Raw genomic sequence first — 19229 nt, 5'->3', positions numbered from 1 at the left:
GCAGTGCACTTGTCTCATCCGTGACACTGCCCAGCCAGTATTACGCCTTATTCGTTGTGGAGACTGCCTTCATGGCCAACGAACTCTATACCCGTACCAACCAGAAAATTTACTTCGCGGGTTTGTCCCTGGAAGCCCTTGGCCGTGCGGAGGAGGGAAAGGAGATGAACGCTATCGCGCTGGTGCAGGCGGGGCGTGAATCGGCGTTGTTCCACCTTTATGGTGCGTTGCTGGGCTTGTGCCATGAAATCGCTGGGTTCTACCGCTTGCCTCAAGCTGCTGCGCCACGGGCCGAGATGATCCTGACCCGCGAAGTGCTGGAGTCCATGGCGATCCCAGAGTTGGCCGAACTGGTGGAAATGGCACAGAGCCCGGACAGTTGGCTGGCGCGTTTGTTGGTGGCCCATGCGGCGATGTTCCAGCCGCCACGGGCGCCGCACAAGCCCAAGGGTGATGTGACCCAGCCGCTGATCGTGGCGGTGAGCCTGGAGGAGGAGGGCCCGGCGCCGCTGAGCAGGGTAGAGCTGGAAAGCTGGCGCCAGGAACTGAAGAAACTGGCCATTCGGTTTCGGGATGGGCTTAACGAGTGCTAAGTCGCGTGCTCTCGATAGATCAATGATCACCAAATGTGAAAGCTGACTTGATGTGACGAGCCCGCTCGCCACAACAAGCCCGCTTGCCACAAGACTGATATAATCCCGGCCTTTCGTGGAGAACAGACTTTTATGCCAACTTCCTTTCTGGAAATTGTTGAATTGCCCGACGGCCGAATTGAGCTGCGCAGGGCTGAGGACGAGGGTTCTCTGGTAACTTTGGACTTCTCCGAGGACGCCAAGGCGTTCCTGCAAGGCCAGCACGTGGAAGTGGCAAAAGCCATGCTGAGCGTCGGTGTGCAGATGGCGGGACGCCTGGCTGAAGGCGAGCCGGAGAAAGACGACGGCCCACGGATTCTTCACTGAGTCCGTCTGTCGGTTTTTTTGGTGTGAGTCAAAGTTACAGATCGGCTTCTCAATCCTGGAGAAGCCTGGTGTCCATCGCAGGCACTGGCTGAAAGTCAGAGCTGCAATCGGACGGTCTTTCGTGCTTGCAGCGGTAACGCTTTGCGCGTTAGCACCGGCTTTATCCCAGTCGAATATTCAAACTCTGTGCGTCGCCCGTGCGTGCTGCACTGATCAACTGTTGCCTGGCTGTTGTGCTCAGCGGGTTCAACCAACTGACCACGGTGTGGCTTCGCCCCAGGCGTAAAGCTTCGCAAGTTAATTGCTGGGCGCTTTGAGTGCCCCGTGGTTGCAGCAGCAGGATACGCTCGCGATTCAGGCCGGCGTCCCGTAACCAGGCCTGGGTCAGGCTTGAGGGCGGGGCGATCAAGGTCAGCCAACGGGCGTCCTGTTCCTCGCTCAGTTCGCGAAGAATGGGGGCCAGCAGGCTCAGGCAGTTCCCGGCAGCGCCGCGCAACGACAATTCACTGAATGCCTCGGGTTCGGTGATCCAGGGTGACTCGATCGCTTCCTTGAGGATCGGCGCAAGGGGCTGGGCCATCATGAAGGCCTCAAACAACGGCAGTTGTGTGTGTTGCGGTGCGTGTGGAAACTGCATGATGCCTCCGTTAGCGGCGAATAACGCCGACACTCAAGCCTTCGATCACCAGGTCCTGGTCCTTGAGGTTCACTTCAATGGGGGCGAACTCAGGGTTTTCGGCCAGGAGCCAGACCTTGCTGCCTTCACGCTTGAAGCGTTTTACCGTGACTTCATCACCGATGCGGGCGACGACGATCTGGCCATTACGGGCTTCGCGAGTGGTATGGACGGCCAACAAGTCACCGTCAAAAATACCGACATCCTTCATGCTCATGCCATGAACCCGCAGCAGGTAGTCAGCGCGAGGGTGGAAGAACGTCGGGTTGATGTTGCAGGATTCTTCGACGTGCTGTTGAGCCAGGATCGGCGCACCGGCAGCAACACGGCCAATGATCGGCAGCGTCGATTCGTCGGCCTTGGCCTCGAAGCCAGGGATGCGGATGCCTCTTGAAGCGCCTGGCGTCATCTCGATCGCGCCTTTGCGGGCGAGGGCCTTCAGGTGTTCTTCAGCGGCATTGGGTGACTTGAATCCCAGCTCCAGCGCAATTTCAGCCCGGGTCGGCGGATAACCGTTATCGTCGAGGCAGCGCTTGATAAAAGCCAGAATCTCAGCTTGGCGTGGCGTCAGTTTTAGCATGTTGATCGCTCTGTCTTTTTATACAGTGACTGGGATTATATACAGTGAACTGCGCTTGGCAATCATCGTTTTTATTAACTCCGCTGGACGGTCATCCATTAGCCTTATAACGCTCCAGCGACAGCGCTGCCTACAGGCCCCGCCAGATGTGATTAAATAGTGATGAAATAGCTGACTGCTCAGCCGGAAAGCGGACCCGCAGCTTGACAATACATAAGGTGAAACGTATGTTTCAAACAAGTGTTTGTCAGGCGGAGTAACCATGGCCCAGTCGGAAACCGTTGAACGCATTCTCGATGCTGCCGAGCAGTTGTTCGCGGAAAAAGGATTTGCTGAAACCTCATTGCGGCTGATCACCAGCAAGGCCGGGGTCAACCTGGCGGCAGTGAACTATCATTTCGGCTCGAAAAAAGCCCTGATCCAGGCGGTGTTCTCGCGGTTCCTGGGGCCGTTCTGCGCCAGCCTTGATCGTGAACTGGAGCGCCGCCAGGCCAAGGCAGATCACAAGCCAAGCCTGGAAGACCTGCTGGAAATCCTCGTCGAGCAAGCGCTGGTGGTCCAGCCACGCAGCGGCAACGACCTGTCGATCTTCATGCGCCTGCTGGGCCTGGCATTCAGCCAGAGCCAGGGGCATTTGCGTCGTTACCTGGAAGACATGTACGGCAAGGTGTTCCGCCGCTATATGCTGCTGGTCAACGAAGCCGCACCTCGCATCCCTCCTATCGAATTGTTTTGGCGCGTGCATTTCATGCTCGGCGCTGCAGCGTTCAGCATGTCCGGAATCAAGGCCTTGCGGGCGATTGCCGAAACCGACTTTGGCGTCAACACCTCCATCGAGCAGGTGATGCGCCTGATGGTGCCGTTCCTCGCGGCCGGCATGCGCGCCGAAACCGGCGTCACTGACCAGGCCATGGCCGCCGCCCAGTTGCGCCCGCGCAGCAAGTCGGTGCCGGCCGCCGCCAAGGTTTAACCGCTCTTGGGTGTGCGTGGCGGCTTGCATCCGCTAAGCTAGCCGCCCATGCCGATTACAGCTATTTATCCACAACCCGTTGCTCTCGCTGAGCGTTCATTGCCAGGTTCAATCCTGGCGATGCGACCTCGCGAGGGCTTCGGTTTGCGCGCGTTATTTAAGGAAGGTTTATGACTGCTGCCCTGCAAGGTTCATTGATGGTGGACGTCGCCGGTACCTGGCTGACGGCTGAAGATCGCCACTTGTTGCGTCAGCCTGAGGTAGGCGGCCTGATCATTTTTGCGCGCAATATCGAGCATCCACGGCAGGTGCGTGAGTTGAGCGCGGCGATTCGTGCCGTGCGCCCGGACGTGTTGTTGGCGGTCGATCAGGAAGGCGGTCGCGTTCAGCGTCTGCGCCAAGGTTTTGTGCGCCTGCCAGCCATGCGTGCCCTGGCCGATAATCCCAACGCCGAATACCTCGCTGAGCAATGCGGTTGGATCATGGCCACCGAAGTGCTGGCAGTTGGTCTGGACCTGAGCTTCGCCCCGGTGCTGGACCTGGATTACCAGCGCAGCGCCGTTGTCGGCAGCCGTTCATTCGAAGGCGATCCCGAGCGTGCCGCCTTGCTGGCTGGCGCCTTTATCCGCGGCATGAACAGCGCCGGCATGGCTGCTACCGGCAAGCACTTCCCCGGTCACGGTTGGGCTGAAGCCGATTCCCACGTTGCGATTCCCAATGATGAGCGCAGCCTGGAACAGATTCGGGCCAATGATCTGGTGCCTTTCGCACGGCTGAGCAAGCAGTTGGCCGCAGTGATGCCGGCCCATGTCATTTACCCACAAGTCGATGCACAACCCGCCGGCTTCTCTCGCCGCTGGCTGCAGGACATCCTGCGAGGTGAGTTGCAGTTCGACGGGGTGATTTTCAGTGATGACCTGTCCATGGCCGGTGCCCATGTAGTGGGTGACGCCGCCAGTCGTATCGAGGCTGCGTTGACCGCCGGTTGCGACATGGGTCTGGTATGCAACGACCGCGCCGCTGCCGAGTTGGCCCTGAGCGCCGCCCAGCGCATGAAGGTCACACCGTCGGCCCGTATTGCCCGGATGCGCGGGCAGGGCATTGCCTCTATCGAATACAAGCAGGACCCACGCTGGCTGGCTGCTCTGGGCGCCCTCAGAGAAGCTCAACTGATCGATTAGGTGTCGATTATCGGCGGCATCACTAGCGGACGCCTGCGCCTGGAGGTGGCAGATGAAATCACCCTGCTGGCAAGAGTATTGAATGGCTGATGGGTGCGTATTTACTCACTCCTTTTGGTGTCAGATAAGTCAGTCTTGAAGTGTGGTTTTTTCATACTCATCTGTGAGAAAACCATATTGAAGAAATTTCCGGCTGCGATAACATCCCAGCCCATGACGATACTTCTTGACCGAATTCTAGAACTGGACTGGGCTGAGCTTTTTGATCAGGGTACTTTTGATCGCGCCATCAAATACGCAAAGGATGACCGGGTCCAGATAGTGGATATGGGTTCGAACATCCTTCATGCGCAGTGTCGAGGGTCAGGTACAAACCTCTACCAGCAGATCATTTCACTGGAAGAATATTCAGGTTCGCCCAGGCTTGATTGTGAGTGCTCCTGCCCGATGGTCAGTGACTGCAAACACTGCGCTGCGGTCCTTATCTATCTTGAAACGACTTATTTCAAGCAGTCGGCTGCCAATACTAATTCCCGTCTGAGCCCTGACCTTGAACGTTGGCTCAACAGCATTCCTGCCCCCGTCCCGGAGGTAGAGACTTACGCCAAGGGCGCCAATACCCGGGTGTTGTACAAGTTCCAGGCAAGTCGGGTTGCAGGTCAGTGGTCATTGGCAGTGTACAAGGCACGTCAGCTGAAAAATGGCGGTCTGAGTGACATCAAGTCGCTCTATTCGTTGGACGAAACGTTGATACGTTCGCCTGGTTATCTCCTTGAGGTGGACAAGCGGATCGCGCGTTTGCTGCTGCTCGGCCAAACGTACGGTCGGTACAGCAGCAGTTATCCACTTGAGGGAGAGGCTGGTGCGCAAATCCTTGAACTGGCGCTGAAGACCGGGAGATTGTTTTACGACTTCGATCCGGTGCAGTTGCTCAATTCGGGCCCCAGCCAAGTCGCCCATTTCAGATGGGTCGAGCAGCGCAATGGTGACTACCGCCCGCAGTGGCACAGTGCTGAGCAACCGCTGACTGATGTCCTGGCCCTCAAGCCGCTCTATTACCTCGACCGCACGCGTATGGAGCTTGGGCCGCTGGAACACGATCTGGATGCAACCCTGGCCTGCCATATGTGCCAGTTGCCCGAGATTCCCGCACGCGACGTTGCCCTGTTCAGCCATCGCATCAGCGCGGTGGCTTCGGCTATTCCTCCACCGCAGAAGCTGACTGAGCGAGTCATCGACGATATTGAACCACGCGCGTGCCTGACCTTGGGCAGTCATGAATCTCATTCCTACAATGCTGCTTACCACCGCCAGATGCCATCCATTGAGCATCGCGCAGCGTTGGCCTATCGCTATGGAGCGAGTCTTGGAAGTGATAAGGCCTCCACGGAAATCCTGCTGCTGACGGGCACCGAAACCCAGCGTATCCAGCGCAAGCCTGCCGCCGAAAAAGCCCTGCGCAAGGCGCTTGCAGGGTTGGGTTTTGCCAAGGTAACCCGCAAGACCCAGGCGTTGCCCGAGAGTGCGGGAGAAATGTTTGACCTGCCCAGCGATGAGGCCTGGTTGAACTTCGTTGACGCCGGTTTACCCGCACTGCGTGAGTCCGGTTGGGAAGTGATCATCACCCCCGGCTTTTACTACGACGTGGAGGCGGTGGACCACTGGTACGCCGACATCGAGGAGTCCCCCGGGCGGGAGTGGTTTGATCTGGAGCTGGGTATTGAGGTCAATGGCGAGCGCCACAGCCTGCTGCCTATCGTTCTGAATTTGATGCGCCGTCAGCCGCAGTTGCTTCTACCTGCTTATCTGGCAGATCGCGACGATGACGAGCGCTTGCTGGTCGCTCTAGGTGCAGGTCAGAAAACCAAGGTTGCGCTGCCTTACGGACGAATCAAACCGTTGATGGCGACCCTTGGCGAACTCTATTTGCGTGAGCCCGAGGGGGCCTCGCTGCGTCTGAATGCACCGGACGCTGCACGGCTGAGCGATCTGGATGGTATTCCCCTGGTCTGGCAAGGCGGTGAGCGCCTGCGCAACTTTGCCAAACGCTTGAAGGACTCCACCCATGCCCATGTGCCCGCCCCCCAAGGGCTGAACGCAGAACTTCGCGGCTACCAGCTCGAAGGCTTGAACTGGATGCAGACCCTGCGTGAACTGGAAGTCGGCGGCATCCTGGGCGATGACATGGGCCTGGGCAAAACCCTGCAAGCTCTTGCGCATCTACTCTGCGAAAAACAGGCCGGTCGCTTGCTTACCCCTGCGCTGGCCGTCATGCCAACCAGTCTGATCCCCAACTGGCAGGATGAGGCCGCCCGCTTCACCCCGCAACTCAAGGTGCTGGCACTGCATGGTGCTCAACGCCAGGAAGGTTTCACGCGCTTGACCGATTACGACGTGGTACTCACCACCTATGCGCTGTTGCCCCGGGACCTCGAAGTCTTGCAGGCGCAACGCTGGAGTGTGTTGATCCTGGACGAGGCGCAAAACATCAAGAATCCCAACAGCAAGGCCGCCCAGGCCGCACGGCAACTGGAAGCCGATCAACGCTTGTGCCTTTCAGGAACGCCGCTGGAAAACCACTTGGGTGAGCTCTGGTCGCTGTTCCATTTCCTGTTGCCGGGTTGGCTGGGCGATAGCAAAACCTTCAATCGTGATTACCGCACGCCCATCGAAAAACACGGTAACGCGCAGCGGATGCAGCACCTCACTGCCCGTATAAAACCCTTCCTGTTGCGCCGCAAAAAGGAACAGGTGGCGACCGAATTGCCGCCCAAGACCGAAATTGTCCACTGGGTGGATTTGAGCGACGCGCAACGGGATGTCTATGAGGCCGTACGCGTGGCCATGGATAAAAAGGTGCGTGACGAGATCAGTCGCCATGGTGTGGCGCGCAGCCAGATCATCATTCTGGAAGCGCTGCTAAAGTTGCGGCAAGTGTGTTGTGACTTGCGCCTGGTCAAGTCGGCACCGGTCTCCAAAGTCGCTCGCGCAGGCGCGGGCAAGCTGGGCAGTTTGATGGAGATGGTGGAGGAGCTGCTCAGCGAGGGTCGGCGTATTTTGCTGTTCTCGCAATTCACTTCGATGCTGGCGCTGATTGAAGAAGAGTTGAAGCAGCGTCAGGTCGATTATTCGATCCTGACCGGTGAAACCCTTGATCGACGTACACCGGTCAAGAACTTCCAGGACGGCAAGACGCCGTTGTTCCTGATCAGTTTGACGGCGGGCGGTACGGGCTTGAACCTGACGGCTGCCGATACGGTGATCCACTACGACCCGTGGTGGAACCCAGCGGTGGAAAACCAGGCGACGGATCGTGCTTACCGTATCGGGCAGGATAAGCCGGTGTTCGTCTACAAGATGATCGCCAGGGGTACCGTGGAGGAGAAAATTCAGGCGTTGCAGCAGGAGAAAGCTGCTCTGGCCAGCGGCGTGCTTGAAGGCGGCGCCAGTGCGGGCTGGAAGCTGGAGCCGCGGGACATCGAGGCGCTGTTTGCTCCGTTGCCTGGCTGAAGAGCGATGGCGGTTTAAGAGTCACCGCAAAAGTCAGCGTTTTTCCTGCTTATGGGGCAACGGCGCAAACAGCGCTTCAATATCCTCATTGCCTAATTTCCAATCCCCGGTCGTCCGGCCATCCAGCACACCTGCAGCCAGATCAGCTTTCTCCTGCTGTAGCGCCTGAATCTTTTCCTCCACGGTGCCGCGGGCGATCATCTTGTAGACGAACACCGGCTTCTCCTGGCCAATACGATATGCGCGGTCGGTGGCCTGGTTTTCCGTGGCGGGGTTCCACCACGGGTCGTAGTGGATCACCGTATCGGCTTCCGTCAGGTTAAGGCCAACGCCGCCAGCCTTGAGGCTGATCAGGAAGATCTGCAACTTGCCGCTCTGGAAGTCTTTCACCGGCGTGCGTCGATCCCGGGTCTGGCCGGTGAGCAGTGCATAGGCGATGCCGCGTTTTTTCAGTTCGACTTCGATCAGGCTAAGCATCGAGGTGAATTGGGAAAACAGTAGAACTCTGCGCCCTTCGGCAAACAGTTCCTCCAGCATTTCCATCAGGCTGTCGAGCTTGCCGGAGCTGCTGCCGCGAGCGGGCAGGGTAGCGTCATTCACCAGCCGCAAATCGCAACACACCTGACGCAACTTCAGCAGCGCTTCCAAAATGATGATTTGACTGCGGGCCACGCCCTTGCGGGTAATCTCATCGCGGACTTTCTTGTCCATCGCCAAACGCATGGTTTCATACACATCACGCTGAGCCTCATTGAGTTCGACCCAGTGGATGATCTCTGTCTTGGGCGGCAGCTCTGTGGCCACCTGTTCCTTGGTACGGCGCAGCAGGAAAGGTTTAATCCGGCCGTTGAGGTGCTGCAATCGCACCTCACTGGCGCGCTTTTCGATGGGCACGCGGTAGTCGCGGTTGAAGCTTTTCACGTCACCGAGCCAGCCCGGCAGCAGGAAGTGGAACAGCGACCAGAGTTCGCCCAAGTGGTTTTCCAGCGGCGTGCCGCTCAGGCACAGGCGCTGGCGGGCATTCAGCTCGCGGGCGGCCTGGGCAGCCTTGCTGTTGGGGTTCTTGATGTACTGCGCTTCGTCGAGGATCAATACGTGCAGGGGCTGGGCGGCCAGTTGCTCGATGTCCTTGGGCAGCAGGGCGTAGGTCGTCAGCAGCAGGTCATAGTCCTGCAGTTGCGGGAAATGTTTCTTGCGCCCGGCACCGTACAGCGCGAGCACCTTGAGCTGCGGGGTGAAGTGCGCCGCTTCATCGAGCCAGTTGGGGATCAGGCTAGTGGGCATCACCACCATGCACGGCCGGTCCAGGCGCCCGGCGATTTTCTCGATGAGAATATGCGCCAGGGTTTGCAGGGTTTTACCCAGGCCCATGTCATCCGCAAGAATCCCGCCCACTTCCAGTTGCCGTAGCGACTGCATCCAGCTCAGGCCTTCCAGCTGATAGGGGCGCAAGGTTGCGTTCAAGCCCTGCGGCGCGACAACGGCAAAATCCTTGATGTCCCGCAGCCGCTGGGCGAAGTTGCGGATCTGATCGCCGCCTTCCCATTGCAGTGGCAGGTCTTCCAGTGGGTTGAGGCGAATCGCGTCGGCTTTGGCCAGGCGCAAGGTGGTGGCGCCGGGCTCTTGCAGGTAAAACTCGCCAAGGGTGGCCAGCACCGGTTTCAGCCGGCCATAGGGCAGCGCCACTTGCAGCGGGCCGTGACCGCCATTGGGTAGGCCGGGAATGTTGACCAGAATCAGCTCGTCATCGCGCCTGCGGGCAAGTTTTTCCGGGTTGAGGATTTCGGTGTGGGAACGCATCAAGTTCAACAGGATTGGCAGCAGGCTCAGCCGTTCGCCGTTAACGATGATCCCCAGCTCCAGGTCGAACCAGTCGCGCTCCGGCACTTCGTCGACGGTGGCGTACCAGTCGTCCACGGTGCTGAGGTCGAAGCCGAAATCCTCATCGATCTGCAACTCCCAACCCTGGGCCCGTAATCCGGGTGAAGCATTAAGGGTGAAATTCAGCCAAGCGCTGTCGTTGACCATCTCGAACAGTTCGCCTGCACTTTCCGGCAGGGCCTTGCTCTGGCGGGTGGCGATCTTGAAGCCGAGCAGGCGCAGTTGTTCGCGAAATTGCTGTTCGACCTCGGGGTGGCGCTTGATTCGCAGGCTTTGCGTTTCCTGGCGGACAATGATGTCGGCGTTCTTCTGGCCGCTGGCGTAGTTGCCCTGGTAGTTGAAGGACAGCGCCGCGCGATGCTGGATATAACGCTGCATCTTGCCGTTGCGCGGCTCGAAGGCGCTGAACTCGATACTGGCCAGCCACAATCGCGGGATGGGCTGCACGTTATCCAGCACCACTTGCGGCAGCACCACGCGGTTATCCAGCACTGCCTGGAGCTTCTCCAGCAACTCGGCATCCTGCGCCGCTGCCGGGTAGGCCAGGGTTTCCTGGACTTTAAGCAGCACCGCCGCAATGTGTTTGCAGTTGGTATGCACAGGGCAGGTGCAGCGGCTGTCCACCAGGATCAGCATGCCCTTGGCGGATTCGCGCAACGAGATGGTCTGGCGATAGACATTGCCGCCGGAGCCTTCGCAACTGGCGATGACGGTGCTGTCGCCGGATTCGACGATGCGCACGCGGTTTTCCAGGGCGTAGCGCCGGCCACGCTCCAGGCTTTGCTCTTTGAAACGGTTGGCCCACGAAGGGGCCAGGGGTTTGGTCAGCGACGGCGTCAGGGGCATGGTGCTGGATCAGTCCTGAACATCGGGCGGTGCAGCGCTGGGCGGCTTGGCGGTCAGTGAAGTGATCTTGATCAGCAGCGCCAGCTGGCCGTTATCCAGGTAGTTGAGCTGGTTGTTCTTGGTGTGGCTGGTTTGCTTGAGGTGTTCGCTGGCGGTTACGTTGCCATTGTTGTCGAACTGGTTGATCCAGAAACTCGCGTCCACGTCGGTAAAGCGCCCAAGTTGCAGCTTCAGGGTGCCCTGGAGGGGAAACTGGCCGAACTGCTCAGCACCGTCGCTGATGGCGATATTGACCGGCTGCTCGCCGAGGCTCTGTTCCCAGGCCTTGTGCAGCAGCACGGTGTAGTTGCTGTCGGCGTTGAGCTTGTCGACGATGTTGTTCAGGCGCGGCGGGCTCATTTTGTCACTGCCCAGGCGTGGCGCCCCGGCGTCCCAGTCTTCCGGCGCCGCCCGGCTGCCGATCACCGGCTCGGCATTCTGGCGGACCAGGATCATTTCCACCTGATACAAACTATCGGCAAATGCCGCAGGTGCACACACCACTACCAACAACAGGCTCAGGATACGGAACAGGCGCATGGGGCGTCCTTCAAGCAGATTTCGGGATGAGTCGCTCAAACAGCGCCTCCAATGTATTAAAGCGCTCTTCGGCGCGTTCCATCGGCACCATGAACTTGAACAGCGTAGCCCCTTCGAACTTGTAGCGGTTGGGCTGGCCCTGAATCAGCTTGATCAGTACCAGCGGGTCCACCGGGGTTTGCGCCTCAAACTCGATGCGCCCGCCCTGAGGGCCGGCGTCGACCTTCTTGATCCCCAACTGCTCGGCCTGCAATTTGAGCAGGGTCAGGCGCACCAGGTTCTTGGTCGGTTCCGGCAACAGGCCGAAGCGGTCGATCATTTCCACTTGCAGGTCTTTTAGGCCTTCTTCGTCGGTCGCCGAGGCAATGCGTTTGTACAGGATCAGCCGTGCATGGACATCCGGCAGGTAGTCTTCGGGAATCAACGCCGGTAAGCGCAGGTTGATTTCCGGGCCGCCACCGAGGGGTTGATCGAGGTTCGGCTGCTCGCCCTTGCGGATGGCTTTCACCGCTCGTTCGAGCATTTCCATATAAAGGGTGAAACCCACGGCCTGGATTTGCCCGCTCTGGCCGTCGCCCAGCAACTCGCCGGCGCCACGAATTTCCAGGTCGTTGGTGGCCAGTACAAAGCCGGCCCCCAGGTCCTGGGTATTGGCGATGGCTTCCAGGCGCTTCTGTGCGTCGGAGGTGATTTGCTGGCGCGGTGGCGTCAGCAAATAGGCGTAGGCCTGGTGGTGACTGCGCCCGACCCGGCCGCGCAACTGGTGCAACTGCGCCAGGCCGAACTTGTCGGCGCGCTCGATGATGATGGTGTTGGCGCTCGGTACGTCGATGCCGGTCTCGATGATGGTCGAGGCGATCAGCACGTTGAAGCGCTTGTGGTAGAAGTCGCTCATCACCTGTTCGAGTTCGCGCTCGCGCATCTGCCCGTGGCCGATGGCGATCCTCGCTTCCGGCACCAATTCGGCAAGGTCGGCGGCGCATTTCTCGATGGTTTTTACGTCGTTGTGCAGGTAGTAGACCTGGCCGCCACGGAGCAACTCGCGCAGCAGGGCTTCCTTGACCGTGCTTTTGTTCTGTTCCATGACGAAGGTGCGCACCGACAAGCGCCGCGCTGGCGGCGTGGCGATAATCGAGAGGTCGCGCATGCCCGACACGGCCATGTTCAGCGTTCGCGGGATTGGCGTGGCGGTGAGAGTCAGGATGTCGACCTCACTGCGCAGGGCCTTGAGCTGTTCCTTCTGACGGACACCGAAGCGGTGTTCTTCGTCGATGATCACCAGGCCCAGGTTCTTGATCTTCACATCGTCCGACAGCAGCTTGTGGGTGCCGATGACGATGTCGATCTTGCCTTCGGCCAGATTGGCAATGGCCGCATTCACTTCCTTGGTCGACTTGAAGCGACTCATCACTTCCACGGTCACCGGCCAGTCGGCAAAACGGTCGCGAAAGCTGTTGTAGTGCTGCTGAGCGAGCAGGGTAGTGGGTACCAGGATCGCCACCTGGCGACCGCCATGCACGGCAATAAAGGCGGCGCGCATCGCCACCTCGGTCTTGCCGAAACCCACGTCGCCGCAGACCAGGCGGTCCATCGGCTTGGGCGCGAGCATGTCGGCGCGCACGGCGTCGATGGTGGTTTGCTGGTCTGGAGTTTCTTCGAAGGCGAAGCCGGCGCTGAAGGTCGCATAGTCGGCTTTTGGATCGGCGAAGGCATAGCCTTCGCGGGCCGCACGGCGGGCGTAGATATCCAGCAGCTCGACGGCGACGTCGCGCACTTGTTCGGCGGCCTTGCGCTTGGCTTTCTGCCAGGTTTCGGAGCCCAGGCGGTGCAACGGCGCCAGGGCGTCGTCGCTGCCGGTGTAGCGGGCAATGAGGTGCAGGTTGGCGACCGGCACGTAGAGCTTGGCGCCCTCGGCATATTCCATGGTGAGGAATTCGGCGACCTGGTTGTCGATTTCCAGGGTCTGCAGGCCCAGGTAGCGGCCGACACCGTGATCGATATGCACCACCGGCGCGCCTTCGCGTAGCTCGGTGAGGTTTTTAATCACCGCGTCATTATTGCCGTCAGCACGTTTTTCCCGACGGCGACGCTGCATCACCCGCTGACCGAACAGCGGGCTTTCGGCAATCAGCGCCAGGGCCGGATCATCCAGCAGCAAACCTTCGTCCAGCGGGGCGATGGTGATCGCCAGGCGCTCTTTACCGGCAATGAAATCCGGCCAGCTGTCGACGGTTTTCGGCCGCAGCTTCAAGCGTTCCAGCAGCTCCAGCAGAACTTCACGCCGGCCAGCGGATTCGGCGGTAAACAGCACGCGGCCGGGGAAGTCAGCGAGGAAATTGGACAGGGCTTCCAGTGGCTGGTTGGCCTTGGCTTCGATGGCCAGGTTCGGCAAGGCTTGCGCCGGGAAGCGTTCGCGGCCGACGCCGGTATCCACATCCTGCTGGCTGGCGACCACTCGCGGCCAATTTTTCAGCCGGGCGAAGCAGTCTTCCACCGGCAGGAACAGCTCGGCGGGTGGCAATAAAGGCCGGGAGGGATCGACGCGGCGTTCTTCATAACGGTTGCGCACGTCACTCCAGAAGTTCTCCGCGGCCTGTTCGATGCCCGGCAGGGAGAACACCTGGGTGTCCTGGGGCAGGTAGTCGAAGAGGGTGGAGGTTTCGTCGAAGAACAGCGGCAGGTAGTACTCGATACCGGCAGGGGTAATCCCGCTGCTCAAGTCCTGGAAAATCGGGCAGCGGCGGAAGTCCACGTCAAAGCGCTCGCGAAAACGCGCCTTGAAGCGGGTGACGGCGTCTTTTTGCAGTGGGAATTCCCGAGCCGGCAGCAGCTTGATCGACTGCACCTTATCGATGGACCGCTGGTTTTCCGGGTCGAAGGTGCGCAGGGTTTCGATTTCGTCGTCGAACAGGTCGATCCGGTACGGCAGTTTGCTGCCCATCGGGAACAGGTCGATCAACGCTCCGCGTACCGCGAATTCGCCATGCTCGTACACCGTGTCGACGCAGCGATAGCCGCTGGCCTCAAGCCGTGTGCGCATTTGCTCGACGTCGAGCTTCTGGCCGATATCCAGCACCAGGCTGCTGCCCAGCAGGAACTTGGTCGGTGCCAGGCGGTGCAGGGCAGTGGTGATTGGCACCACCAGCACGCCATGAGCCAGTTCCGGCAGCCGGTACAGGCTGGCGATACGCTGGGAGATGATGTCCTGGTGCGGCGAGAACAGATCGTAGGGCAGGGTTTCCCAGTCGGGAAAGTGCAGCACCGGCAAGTCCGGGGCGAAGAAACTCAGCTCCTGTTCCAGCCGTTCGGCGCTTTGGCTGTCGGCGGTCAGCAGCAAGGTGAAGCGCTTGGCAGCGCTGGCAGCCTCGGCAATCGCCAGGCTCAGGGCTGCACCAGGGAGATTGCCCCAGTGCTGTTTACCTGCCGCGGCAGGGAGTAGCGGTAGACGCAGAACGGGCACGGAAGGTTGAGCTCCAAGCGTTGCGACAAAGTCGGTAATTGTAACGGCCTCGGGTGCCGCCTGTCAGTTGTAGACTGTGCCTAATACGTATTGAGGGAAATGTAGTGGCTAAGACAAACAATGGGGTCATTTAGCTCAATATGTAGTGCCGGATTAGCCATATGTTTCGGAGGGTTACGGACAAGTGGCCAAGGGCTCTCGCTTTGGGGGTGTCCTGAAAGCCGCGTATTTACTGGGCTGGCGCGGGGTGTGTGTTTTTCGCAAAGGGTTTTGTTGTGGCGCGCGCATTGCTCAGAGGGCGACTGGGCGGCATAATGTAGCCCCTTTTTTCAGCCCCTACATGTGGAAGGTTCCCGTGACTCAGAAGCCCGACCAGTGTCTTGGTGAATGGATCGACCGTGAAGCACTTGCGGAAGCGATGATTCCACTTATCGGTCAGCTATACCGCAATAACGGCGTGGTTAGCTCGATCTATGGCCGCAGCCTGATCAACCAGTCAGTCATCGCGATTCTCAAGGCTCATCGCTTTGCTCGCCACCGTCAGTCTGACGATGTCGAACTTTCCGTCCACGAAACATTCCCTCTGCTTAAAGCCATGAGCGAGCTCAAGCTCGGCGCGGCTTCGGTGGATCTCGGTAAATTGGCCGTCAAGTTCAAGGCCCAGGGCAATGGCCGAACTGCCGAGCAGTTCGTCCGTGAAGAAATGGCCGATGTGGTTGGCCAGCAGGGCGCTTGCGCCCGTAAAGGCACCGACGTTGTCCTGTACGGTTTCGGTCGTATCGGCCGCCTGCTGGCGCGCATCCTGATCGAAAAAACCGGTGGCGGCGACGGCCTGCGCCTGCGTGCCATTGTTGTGCGTAAAGGTGCCGACAACGACCTGACCAAGCGCGCAAGCCTCTTGCGTCGCGATTCGGTACACGGTTCGTTCAACGGCACCATTACCATCGACGAAGAAAACAACACCATCACCGCCAACGGTAACCTGATCCAGGTGATCTACGCGAAGAACCCGACCGAGGTGGATTACACCCAGTACGGCATCAAGAACGCACTGCTGGTGGACAACACCGGTGTGTGGCGTGATGCCGAGGGCTTGGGTCAGCACTTGGCCTGCCCGGGTATCGACCGCGTTGTTCTGACCGCGCCTGGCAAAGGCAAGCTGAAGAACATCGTTCACGGTATCAACCACGCTGAAATCACCGCTGACGACAAGATCGTGTCTGCCGCTTCCTGCACCACCAACGCCATCGTGCCGGTGCTCAAGGCTGTGAATGACAAGTTCGGCATCCTCAACGGTCACGTCGAAACCGTTCACTCGTACACCAACGACCAGAACCTGATCGACAACTTCCACAAGGGCGATCGCCGTGGCCGTAGCGCCGCGCTGAACATGGTGATCACTGAGACCGGTGCTGCCACTGCCGCTGCCAAGGCCCTGCCTGAGCTGGCTGGCAAGCTGACCGGTAACGCGATCCGTGTGCCGACGCCAAACGTGTCGATGGCTATCCTCAACCTCAACCTTGAGAAGCCAGCCACCCGTGAAGAGATGAACGAGTACCTGCGCTACATGGCGCTGCACTCTGATCTGCATAAGCAAATCGACTTCGTCAATTCCCAGGAAGTGGTCTCCACCGACTTCGTTGGCTCGCGCCATGCTGGCGTGGTGGACGCTGAAGCGACCATCTGCCAAGGCAACCGCGCTGTTCTGTACGTCTGGTACGACAACGAGTTCGGTTACAGCTGCCAGGTGGTTCGCGTGATGGAAGACATGGCCGGGGTCAACCCGCCAGCGTTCCCGCGCTAAGCATCAGCGGTAAATGAAAACGCCCCGATTAGTCGGGGCGTTTTTTTATCTGCGATTTAACCCCTTAGCGAGCTATAGCGGCCTCTGCGGTGCGCACTTCATGGCGATTACCCTTGAACAGCACCAGAGTTGCAACCAGCCCCAACACCGCCGCACCACTGAGCCAGATCCCCGGTGCTGCTTTGTTGTCCAGCACATGGATCAGGTAGGTACAGGCCGCCGGGGTAAAGCCGCCGAAGGTCGCGGTCGCCAGGCTGTAGGCCAGGGAGAAGCCGGTTGTACGCACTTCTACCGGCATGATTTCGGTCAGTGCTACGACCATGGCGCCGTTGTATGAGCCGTACAGGAACGACAGCCACAACAAGACAATCAGCAGGTGCGTAAAGCTCGGGTTGGCTACCAGCCAGGACAGCGCCGGGTAAGCGGTGAGGATTGCCAGAATGGTCGCGCCCAGCAGCAGCGGTTTACGGCCGATCTTGTCGGACACCGCACCCATCACCGGCAGCCAGATGAAGTTGGAGATGCCGACGCACACGGTTACCAGCAGCGCGTCGAAGTCCGACAAGTGCAATTCGGCCTTGCCGAAGGTCGGGGTGTAGGCGGTGATCAGGTAGAACGACACGGTAGTCATCACCACCAGCGCCATGCCAGCGAGCACAATGCCGAAGTTCTGGCCGATGGATCGGACGATTTCCCGCAGGGTAGGGCGGTGTTTGCGGGCCTGGAATTCCGGTGTTTCTTCCAGGGAACGACGAATCACGAAAATCACTGGCACGATCAGGCAACCGATCAGGAACGGCACGCGCCAGCCCCAGTCACCCATTTCTTCCGGGCTTAGCCAGTGGTTCAGGCCGACGCCCAAGAGGCCAGCGAATACCACTGCGGCTTGCTGGCTAGCGGACTGCCAACTGACAAAGAAGCCCTTGCGGCCGGGTGTGGCGATTTCCGCCAGGTACACCGACACACCTCCCAGCTCGACACCGGCAGAGAAGCCTTGAAGCAGGCGGCCAAACAGCACGATCAACGGCGCGGCCACTCCCAGGGTGGCGTAGCCTGGAACGCAGGCAGTCAGCACCGTACCGGCAGCCATCATTGCCAGGGTGATCACCAGGCCTTTTTTACGGCCGTGACGGTCGATGTAGGCACCGAGGAAAATCGCCCCCAGCGGGCGCATCAGGAACCCGGCACCAAAGGTGGCCAAAGACAGCATCAATGAAGCGAAGGCGCTGTCGGTAGGGAAGAAGGTCTTGGCAATGGCTGTGGCGTAGAAGCCGTAGACCATGAAGTCGAACATTTCAAGGAAGTTGCCGCTGACAACGCGAAAGATCGCCTTGCCTTTGCCCGTGGTGGACATGTCGTTTACTCAACTGGCTATCTTGTTGGAAATCCCTGGTTGCTACTCGTCCTGGCTGCAAAGTCTTGGCGCGAGGCTGCTCTGAACAGTTTTGTAACGATATGTGTATCTCGCGGCACGGGCAACAGAAACCGTTAGCAAGCTGGCTAATTACCGCTGCTGTTGTTTTTTCTGGAGCGATATCGCGGGCGGCTGAATGCCGCATAATGGCCAGTCCTGAAGCTGTGTTTGAGTACAGGCTCAGTCAGTTCGATAGAGATAAGGTTTGATGCCCATGGGCGGTTTACGCGATGTAGTGGTTGTTTGTTTGGTAATGCTTACGGGTTGTAACGCTGCCCAGACCCTGGAAGGTTTTGGCGGCCCAACCATGGGCAGCACCTATTCGATCAAGTACGTCCGCGGCCCCGGTACGCCGGAACCAGCCGAGGTCCAGCGGCAGGTGGAAGCTATTCTCGGCGAGGTCGACCGGCAGATGTCGACCTACCGCAGTGATTCCGACATCGAGCGTTTCAACGACCTGCCGGCCAACAGCTGCCAGCGGATGCCGGAGCCGATCCTGCATCTGGTGCGCACGGGCGAGCAATTGTCCCAGGCCAGCGATGGTGCTTTCGATCTGACGGTCGAGCCGTTGATGAGCCTCTGGGGCTTCGGCCCCCAGGCTCGGGAGATAAAAATCCCGGACGCCACGACCCTTGCCGATGCCCGCCAACGTGTCGGCCACCAGCATTTGCGCATCGATGGCAATCAACTGTGCAAGGACGCCGCCGTTGAGGTGGACTTCAACAGTATCGCCGCCGGTTACGCGGTAGACCGTATCGCCGAGCGGCTGAACCAGTTGGGCGTCCGCGACTACCTTGCCGAAGCCACCGGCGAACTCAAGGCTGCTGGCCGCAAGCCCGACGGATCAACCTGGCGCGTGGGCCTGGAAGAGCCCCGCGACGACCAGCAAATCGCCGAGCGCATCATCGCCGTGGATGGCTTCGGTGTGTCGACATCGGGTGACTATCGCAATTATTTCCAGCAGGATGGTCGCCGGTATTCCCATACCCTGGATGCCCGTACTGGCGCGCCGATCTCCCATCAGTTGGCGTCGGTCACGGTGCTGCAACCGTCGGCGTTGATGGCCGATGGCCTGTCGACAGTGTTACTGGTACTGGGGCCTGAACAAGGCTGGGAATACGCAGAAAAACACCAGATTGCGGCATTTTTTGTGATGCGCGAGGGGACTGGTTTCGTCACACGCAGCAACAAGGCCTTTGAGCTATTGACGGCGCCCAAGCCATAACAAGCATTGTGTAGTAAAGGCAAAACTGGCCTACGACGCGACCAAGGGTTAATGTGCGCGGCGCTGAGGCTTATATAGACTGTGCCCTGGTTCACACACCTGAGCCACATTGATCCTTCATGACCGCTGGCCGCGGCATGATTT

At 59.4% G+C, this 19229-nt stretch carries 13 protein-coding genes; 7 read left to right on the top strand and 6 right to left on the bottom strand.

Going from position 1 to position 19229, the window contains the following annotated elements; genetic code table 11:
* Window positions 1–71 precede the first annotated feature (71 nt).
* Together ACZRKZ_RS22240 and ACZRKZ_RS22235 are read left to right on the top strand one after the other, a co-directional pair.
* Entirely contained in the window at window positions 72–593 is a 522-nt protein-coding gene (locus tag ACZRKZ_RS22240; RefSeq protein WP_463969962.1) for a DUF6586 family protein, read from the top strand.
* A 132-nt stretch (window positions 594–725) separates the two neighbouring features.
* Complete coding sequence (locus tag ACZRKZ_RS22235) at window positions 726–959, top strand: hypothetical protein (RefSeq protein ID WP_029300092.1); 234 nt, start codon at window positions 726–728, stop codon at window positions 957–959.
* A 160-nt stretch (window positions 960–1119) separates the two neighbouring features.
* On the opposite strand, the gene sulA is transcribed toward ACZRKZ_RS22235, so the two are convergent.
* Together sulA and lexA are read right to left on the bottom strand one after the other, a co-directional pair.
* The gene (gene sulA / locus ACZRKZ_RS22230) at window positions 1120–1596 is read right to left on the bottom strand and encodes an SOS-induced cell division inhibitor SulA (RefSeq protein WP_463982755.1); all 477 of its coding nucleotides are present in this window, start codon (window positions 1594–1596) and stop codon (window positions 1120–1122) included.
* Between the two features lie 10 nt (window positions 1597–1606).
* Window positions 1607–2215: a transcriptional repressor LexA gene (lexA, locus tag ACZRKZ_RS22225; protein WP_003172575.1), complete on the bottom strand. Its 609-nt coding sequence runs from the start codon at window positions 2213–2215 to the stop codon at window positions 1607–1609.
* Window positions 2216–2477: 262 nt separating this feature from the next.
* Here lexA and ACZRKZ_RS22220 point away from each other — a divergent pair, with 262 nt between their 5' ends.
* The 3 genes from ACZRKZ_RS22220 (at window position 2478) to ACZRKZ_RS22210 (ending at window position 7876) form a co-directional block, all read left to right on the top strand.
* Window positions 2478–3185 carry a TetR family transcriptional regulator gene (locus ACZRKZ_RS22220; RefSeq protein ID WP_133101596.1) on the top strand — a complete coding sequence of 236 codons (708 nt, stop codon included), beginning with the start codon at window positions 2478–2480 and terminating at the stop codon, window positions 3183–3185.
* 170 nt (window positions 3186–3355) lie between these two features.
* Window positions 3356–4366, top strand: coding sequence for a beta-N-acetylhexosaminidase (gene nagZ / locus ACZRKZ_RS22215; protein ID WP_149412894.1), 1011 nt, complete (start codon window positions 3356–3358; stop codon window positions 4364–4366).
* Window positions 4367–4579: 213 nt separating this feature from the next.
* Window positions 4580–7876, top strand: a complete 3297-nt coding sequence (locus ACZRKZ_RS22210) for a DEAD/DEAH box helicase (protein WP_463982754.1) — start codon at window positions 4580–4582, stop codon at window positions 7874–7876.
* Between the two features lie 33 nt (window positions 7877–7909).
* Here ACZRKZ_RS22210 and ACZRKZ_RS22205 read toward each other — a convergent pair whose 3' ends face one another.
* The 3 genes from ACZRKZ_RS22205 to mfd are packed head-to-tail and all read right to left on the bottom strand — an operon-like array spanning window position 7910 to window position 14642.
* Window positions 7910–10603: a DEAD/DEAH box helicase gene (locus tag ACZRKZ_RS22205; protein ID WP_463982753.1), complete on the bottom strand. Its 2694-nt coding sequence runs from the start codon at window positions 10601–10603 to the stop codon at window positions 7910–7912.
* A gap of 9 nt (window positions 10604–10612) precedes the next feature.
* A complete protein-coding gene (locus tag ACZRKZ_RS22200) occupies window positions 10613–11182 on the bottom strand; it encodes a CsiV family protein (RefSeq protein ID WP_463969965.1) in 570 nt (189 codons plus the stop codon).
* 10 nt (window positions 11183–11192) lie between these two features.
* On the bottom strand, window positions 11193–14642 hold the full coding sequence (mfd, locus tag ACZRKZ_RS22195; protein ID WP_463982752.1) for a transcription-repair coupling factor: 3450 nt from the start codon (window positions 14640–14642) through the stop codon (window positions 11193–11195).
* A gap of 340 nt (window positions 14643–14982) precedes the next feature.
* On the opposite strand from mfd, the gene ACZRKZ_RS22190 reads away from it, so the two are divergent.
* Window positions 14983–16446, top strand: coding sequence for a glyceraldehyde-3-phosphate dehydrogenase (locus ACZRKZ_RS22190; protein ID WP_463982751.1), 1464 nt, complete (start codon window positions 14983–14985; stop codon window positions 16444–16446).
* A gap of 64 nt (window positions 16447–16510) precedes the next feature.
* Here ACZRKZ_RS22190 and tcuC read toward each other — a convergent pair whose 3' ends face one another.
* A complete protein-coding gene (gene tcuC / locus ACZRKZ_RS22185) occupies window positions 16511–17800 on the bottom strand; it encodes a tricarballylate/proton symporter TcuC (protein ID WP_463982750.1) in 1290 nt (429 codons plus the stop codon).
* A gap of 313 nt (window positions 17801–18113) precedes the next feature.
* Between tcuC and ACZRKZ_RS22180 the strand changes: the two genes are divergently transcribed.
* Entirely contained in the window at window positions 18114–19085 is a 972-nt protein-coding gene (locus tag ACZRKZ_RS22180) for an FAD:protein FMN transferase (RefSeq protein WP_463982826.1), read from the top strand.
* The last annotated feature ends 144 nt before the right edge of the window (window positions 19086–19229 follow it).

The sequence above is a fragment of the Pseudomonas sp. c313 genome (genome assembly GCF_055407145.1).
The sequence above is the reverse complement of the archived record's forward strand: the minus strand, read 5'-3'. Positions and strand labels throughout refer to the sequence as shown.

Coding starts and splice junctions, on each gene's coding strand:
- ACZRKZ_RS22240 (WP_463969962.1), top strand. CDS start 72: ATGGCCAACGAACTCTATACCCGTACCAACCAGAAAATTTACTTCGCG.
- ACZRKZ_RS22235 (WP_029300092.1), top strand. CDS start 726: ATGCCAACTTCCTTTCTGGAAATTGTTGAATTGCCCGACGGCCGAATT.
- sulA (WP_463982755.1), bottom strand. CDS start 1,596: ATGCAGTTTCCACACGCACCGCAACACACACAACTGCCGTTGTTTGAG.
- lexA (WP_003172575.1), bottom strand. CDS start 2,215: ATGCTAAAACTGACGCCACGCCAAGCTGAGATTCTGGCTTTTATCAAG.
- ACZRKZ_RS22220 (WP_133101596.1), top strand. CDS start 2,478: ATGGCCCAGTCGGAAACCGTTGAACGCATTCTCGATGCTGCCGAGCAG.
- nagZ (WP_149412894.1), top strand. CDS start 3,356: ATGACTGCTGCCCTGCAAGGTTCATTGATGGTGGACGTCGCCGGTACC.
- ACZRKZ_RS22210 (WP_463982754.1), top strand. CDS start 4,580: ATGACGATACTTCTTGACCGAATTCTAGAACTGGACTGGGCTGAGCTT.
- ACZRKZ_RS22205 (WP_463982753.1), bottom strand. CDS start 10,603: ATGCCCCTGACGCCGTCGCTGACCAAACCCCTGGCCCCTTCGTGGGCC.
- ACZRKZ_RS22200 (WP_463969965.1), bottom strand. CDS start 11,182: ATGCGCCTGTTCCGTATCCTGAGCCTGTTGTTGGTAGTGGTGTGTGCA.
- ACZRKZ_RS22190 (WP_463982751.1), top strand. CDS start 14,983: ATGTGGAAGGTTCCCGTGACTCAGAAGCCCGACCAGTGTCTTGGTGAA.
- tcuC (WP_463982750.1), bottom strand. CDS start 17,800: ATGTCCACCACGGGCAAAGGCAAGGCGATCTTTCGCGTTGTCAGCGGC.
- ACZRKZ_RS22180 (WP_463982826.1), top strand. CDS start 18,114: ATGCTTACGGGTTGTAACGCTGCCCAGACCCTGGAAGGTTTTGGCGGC.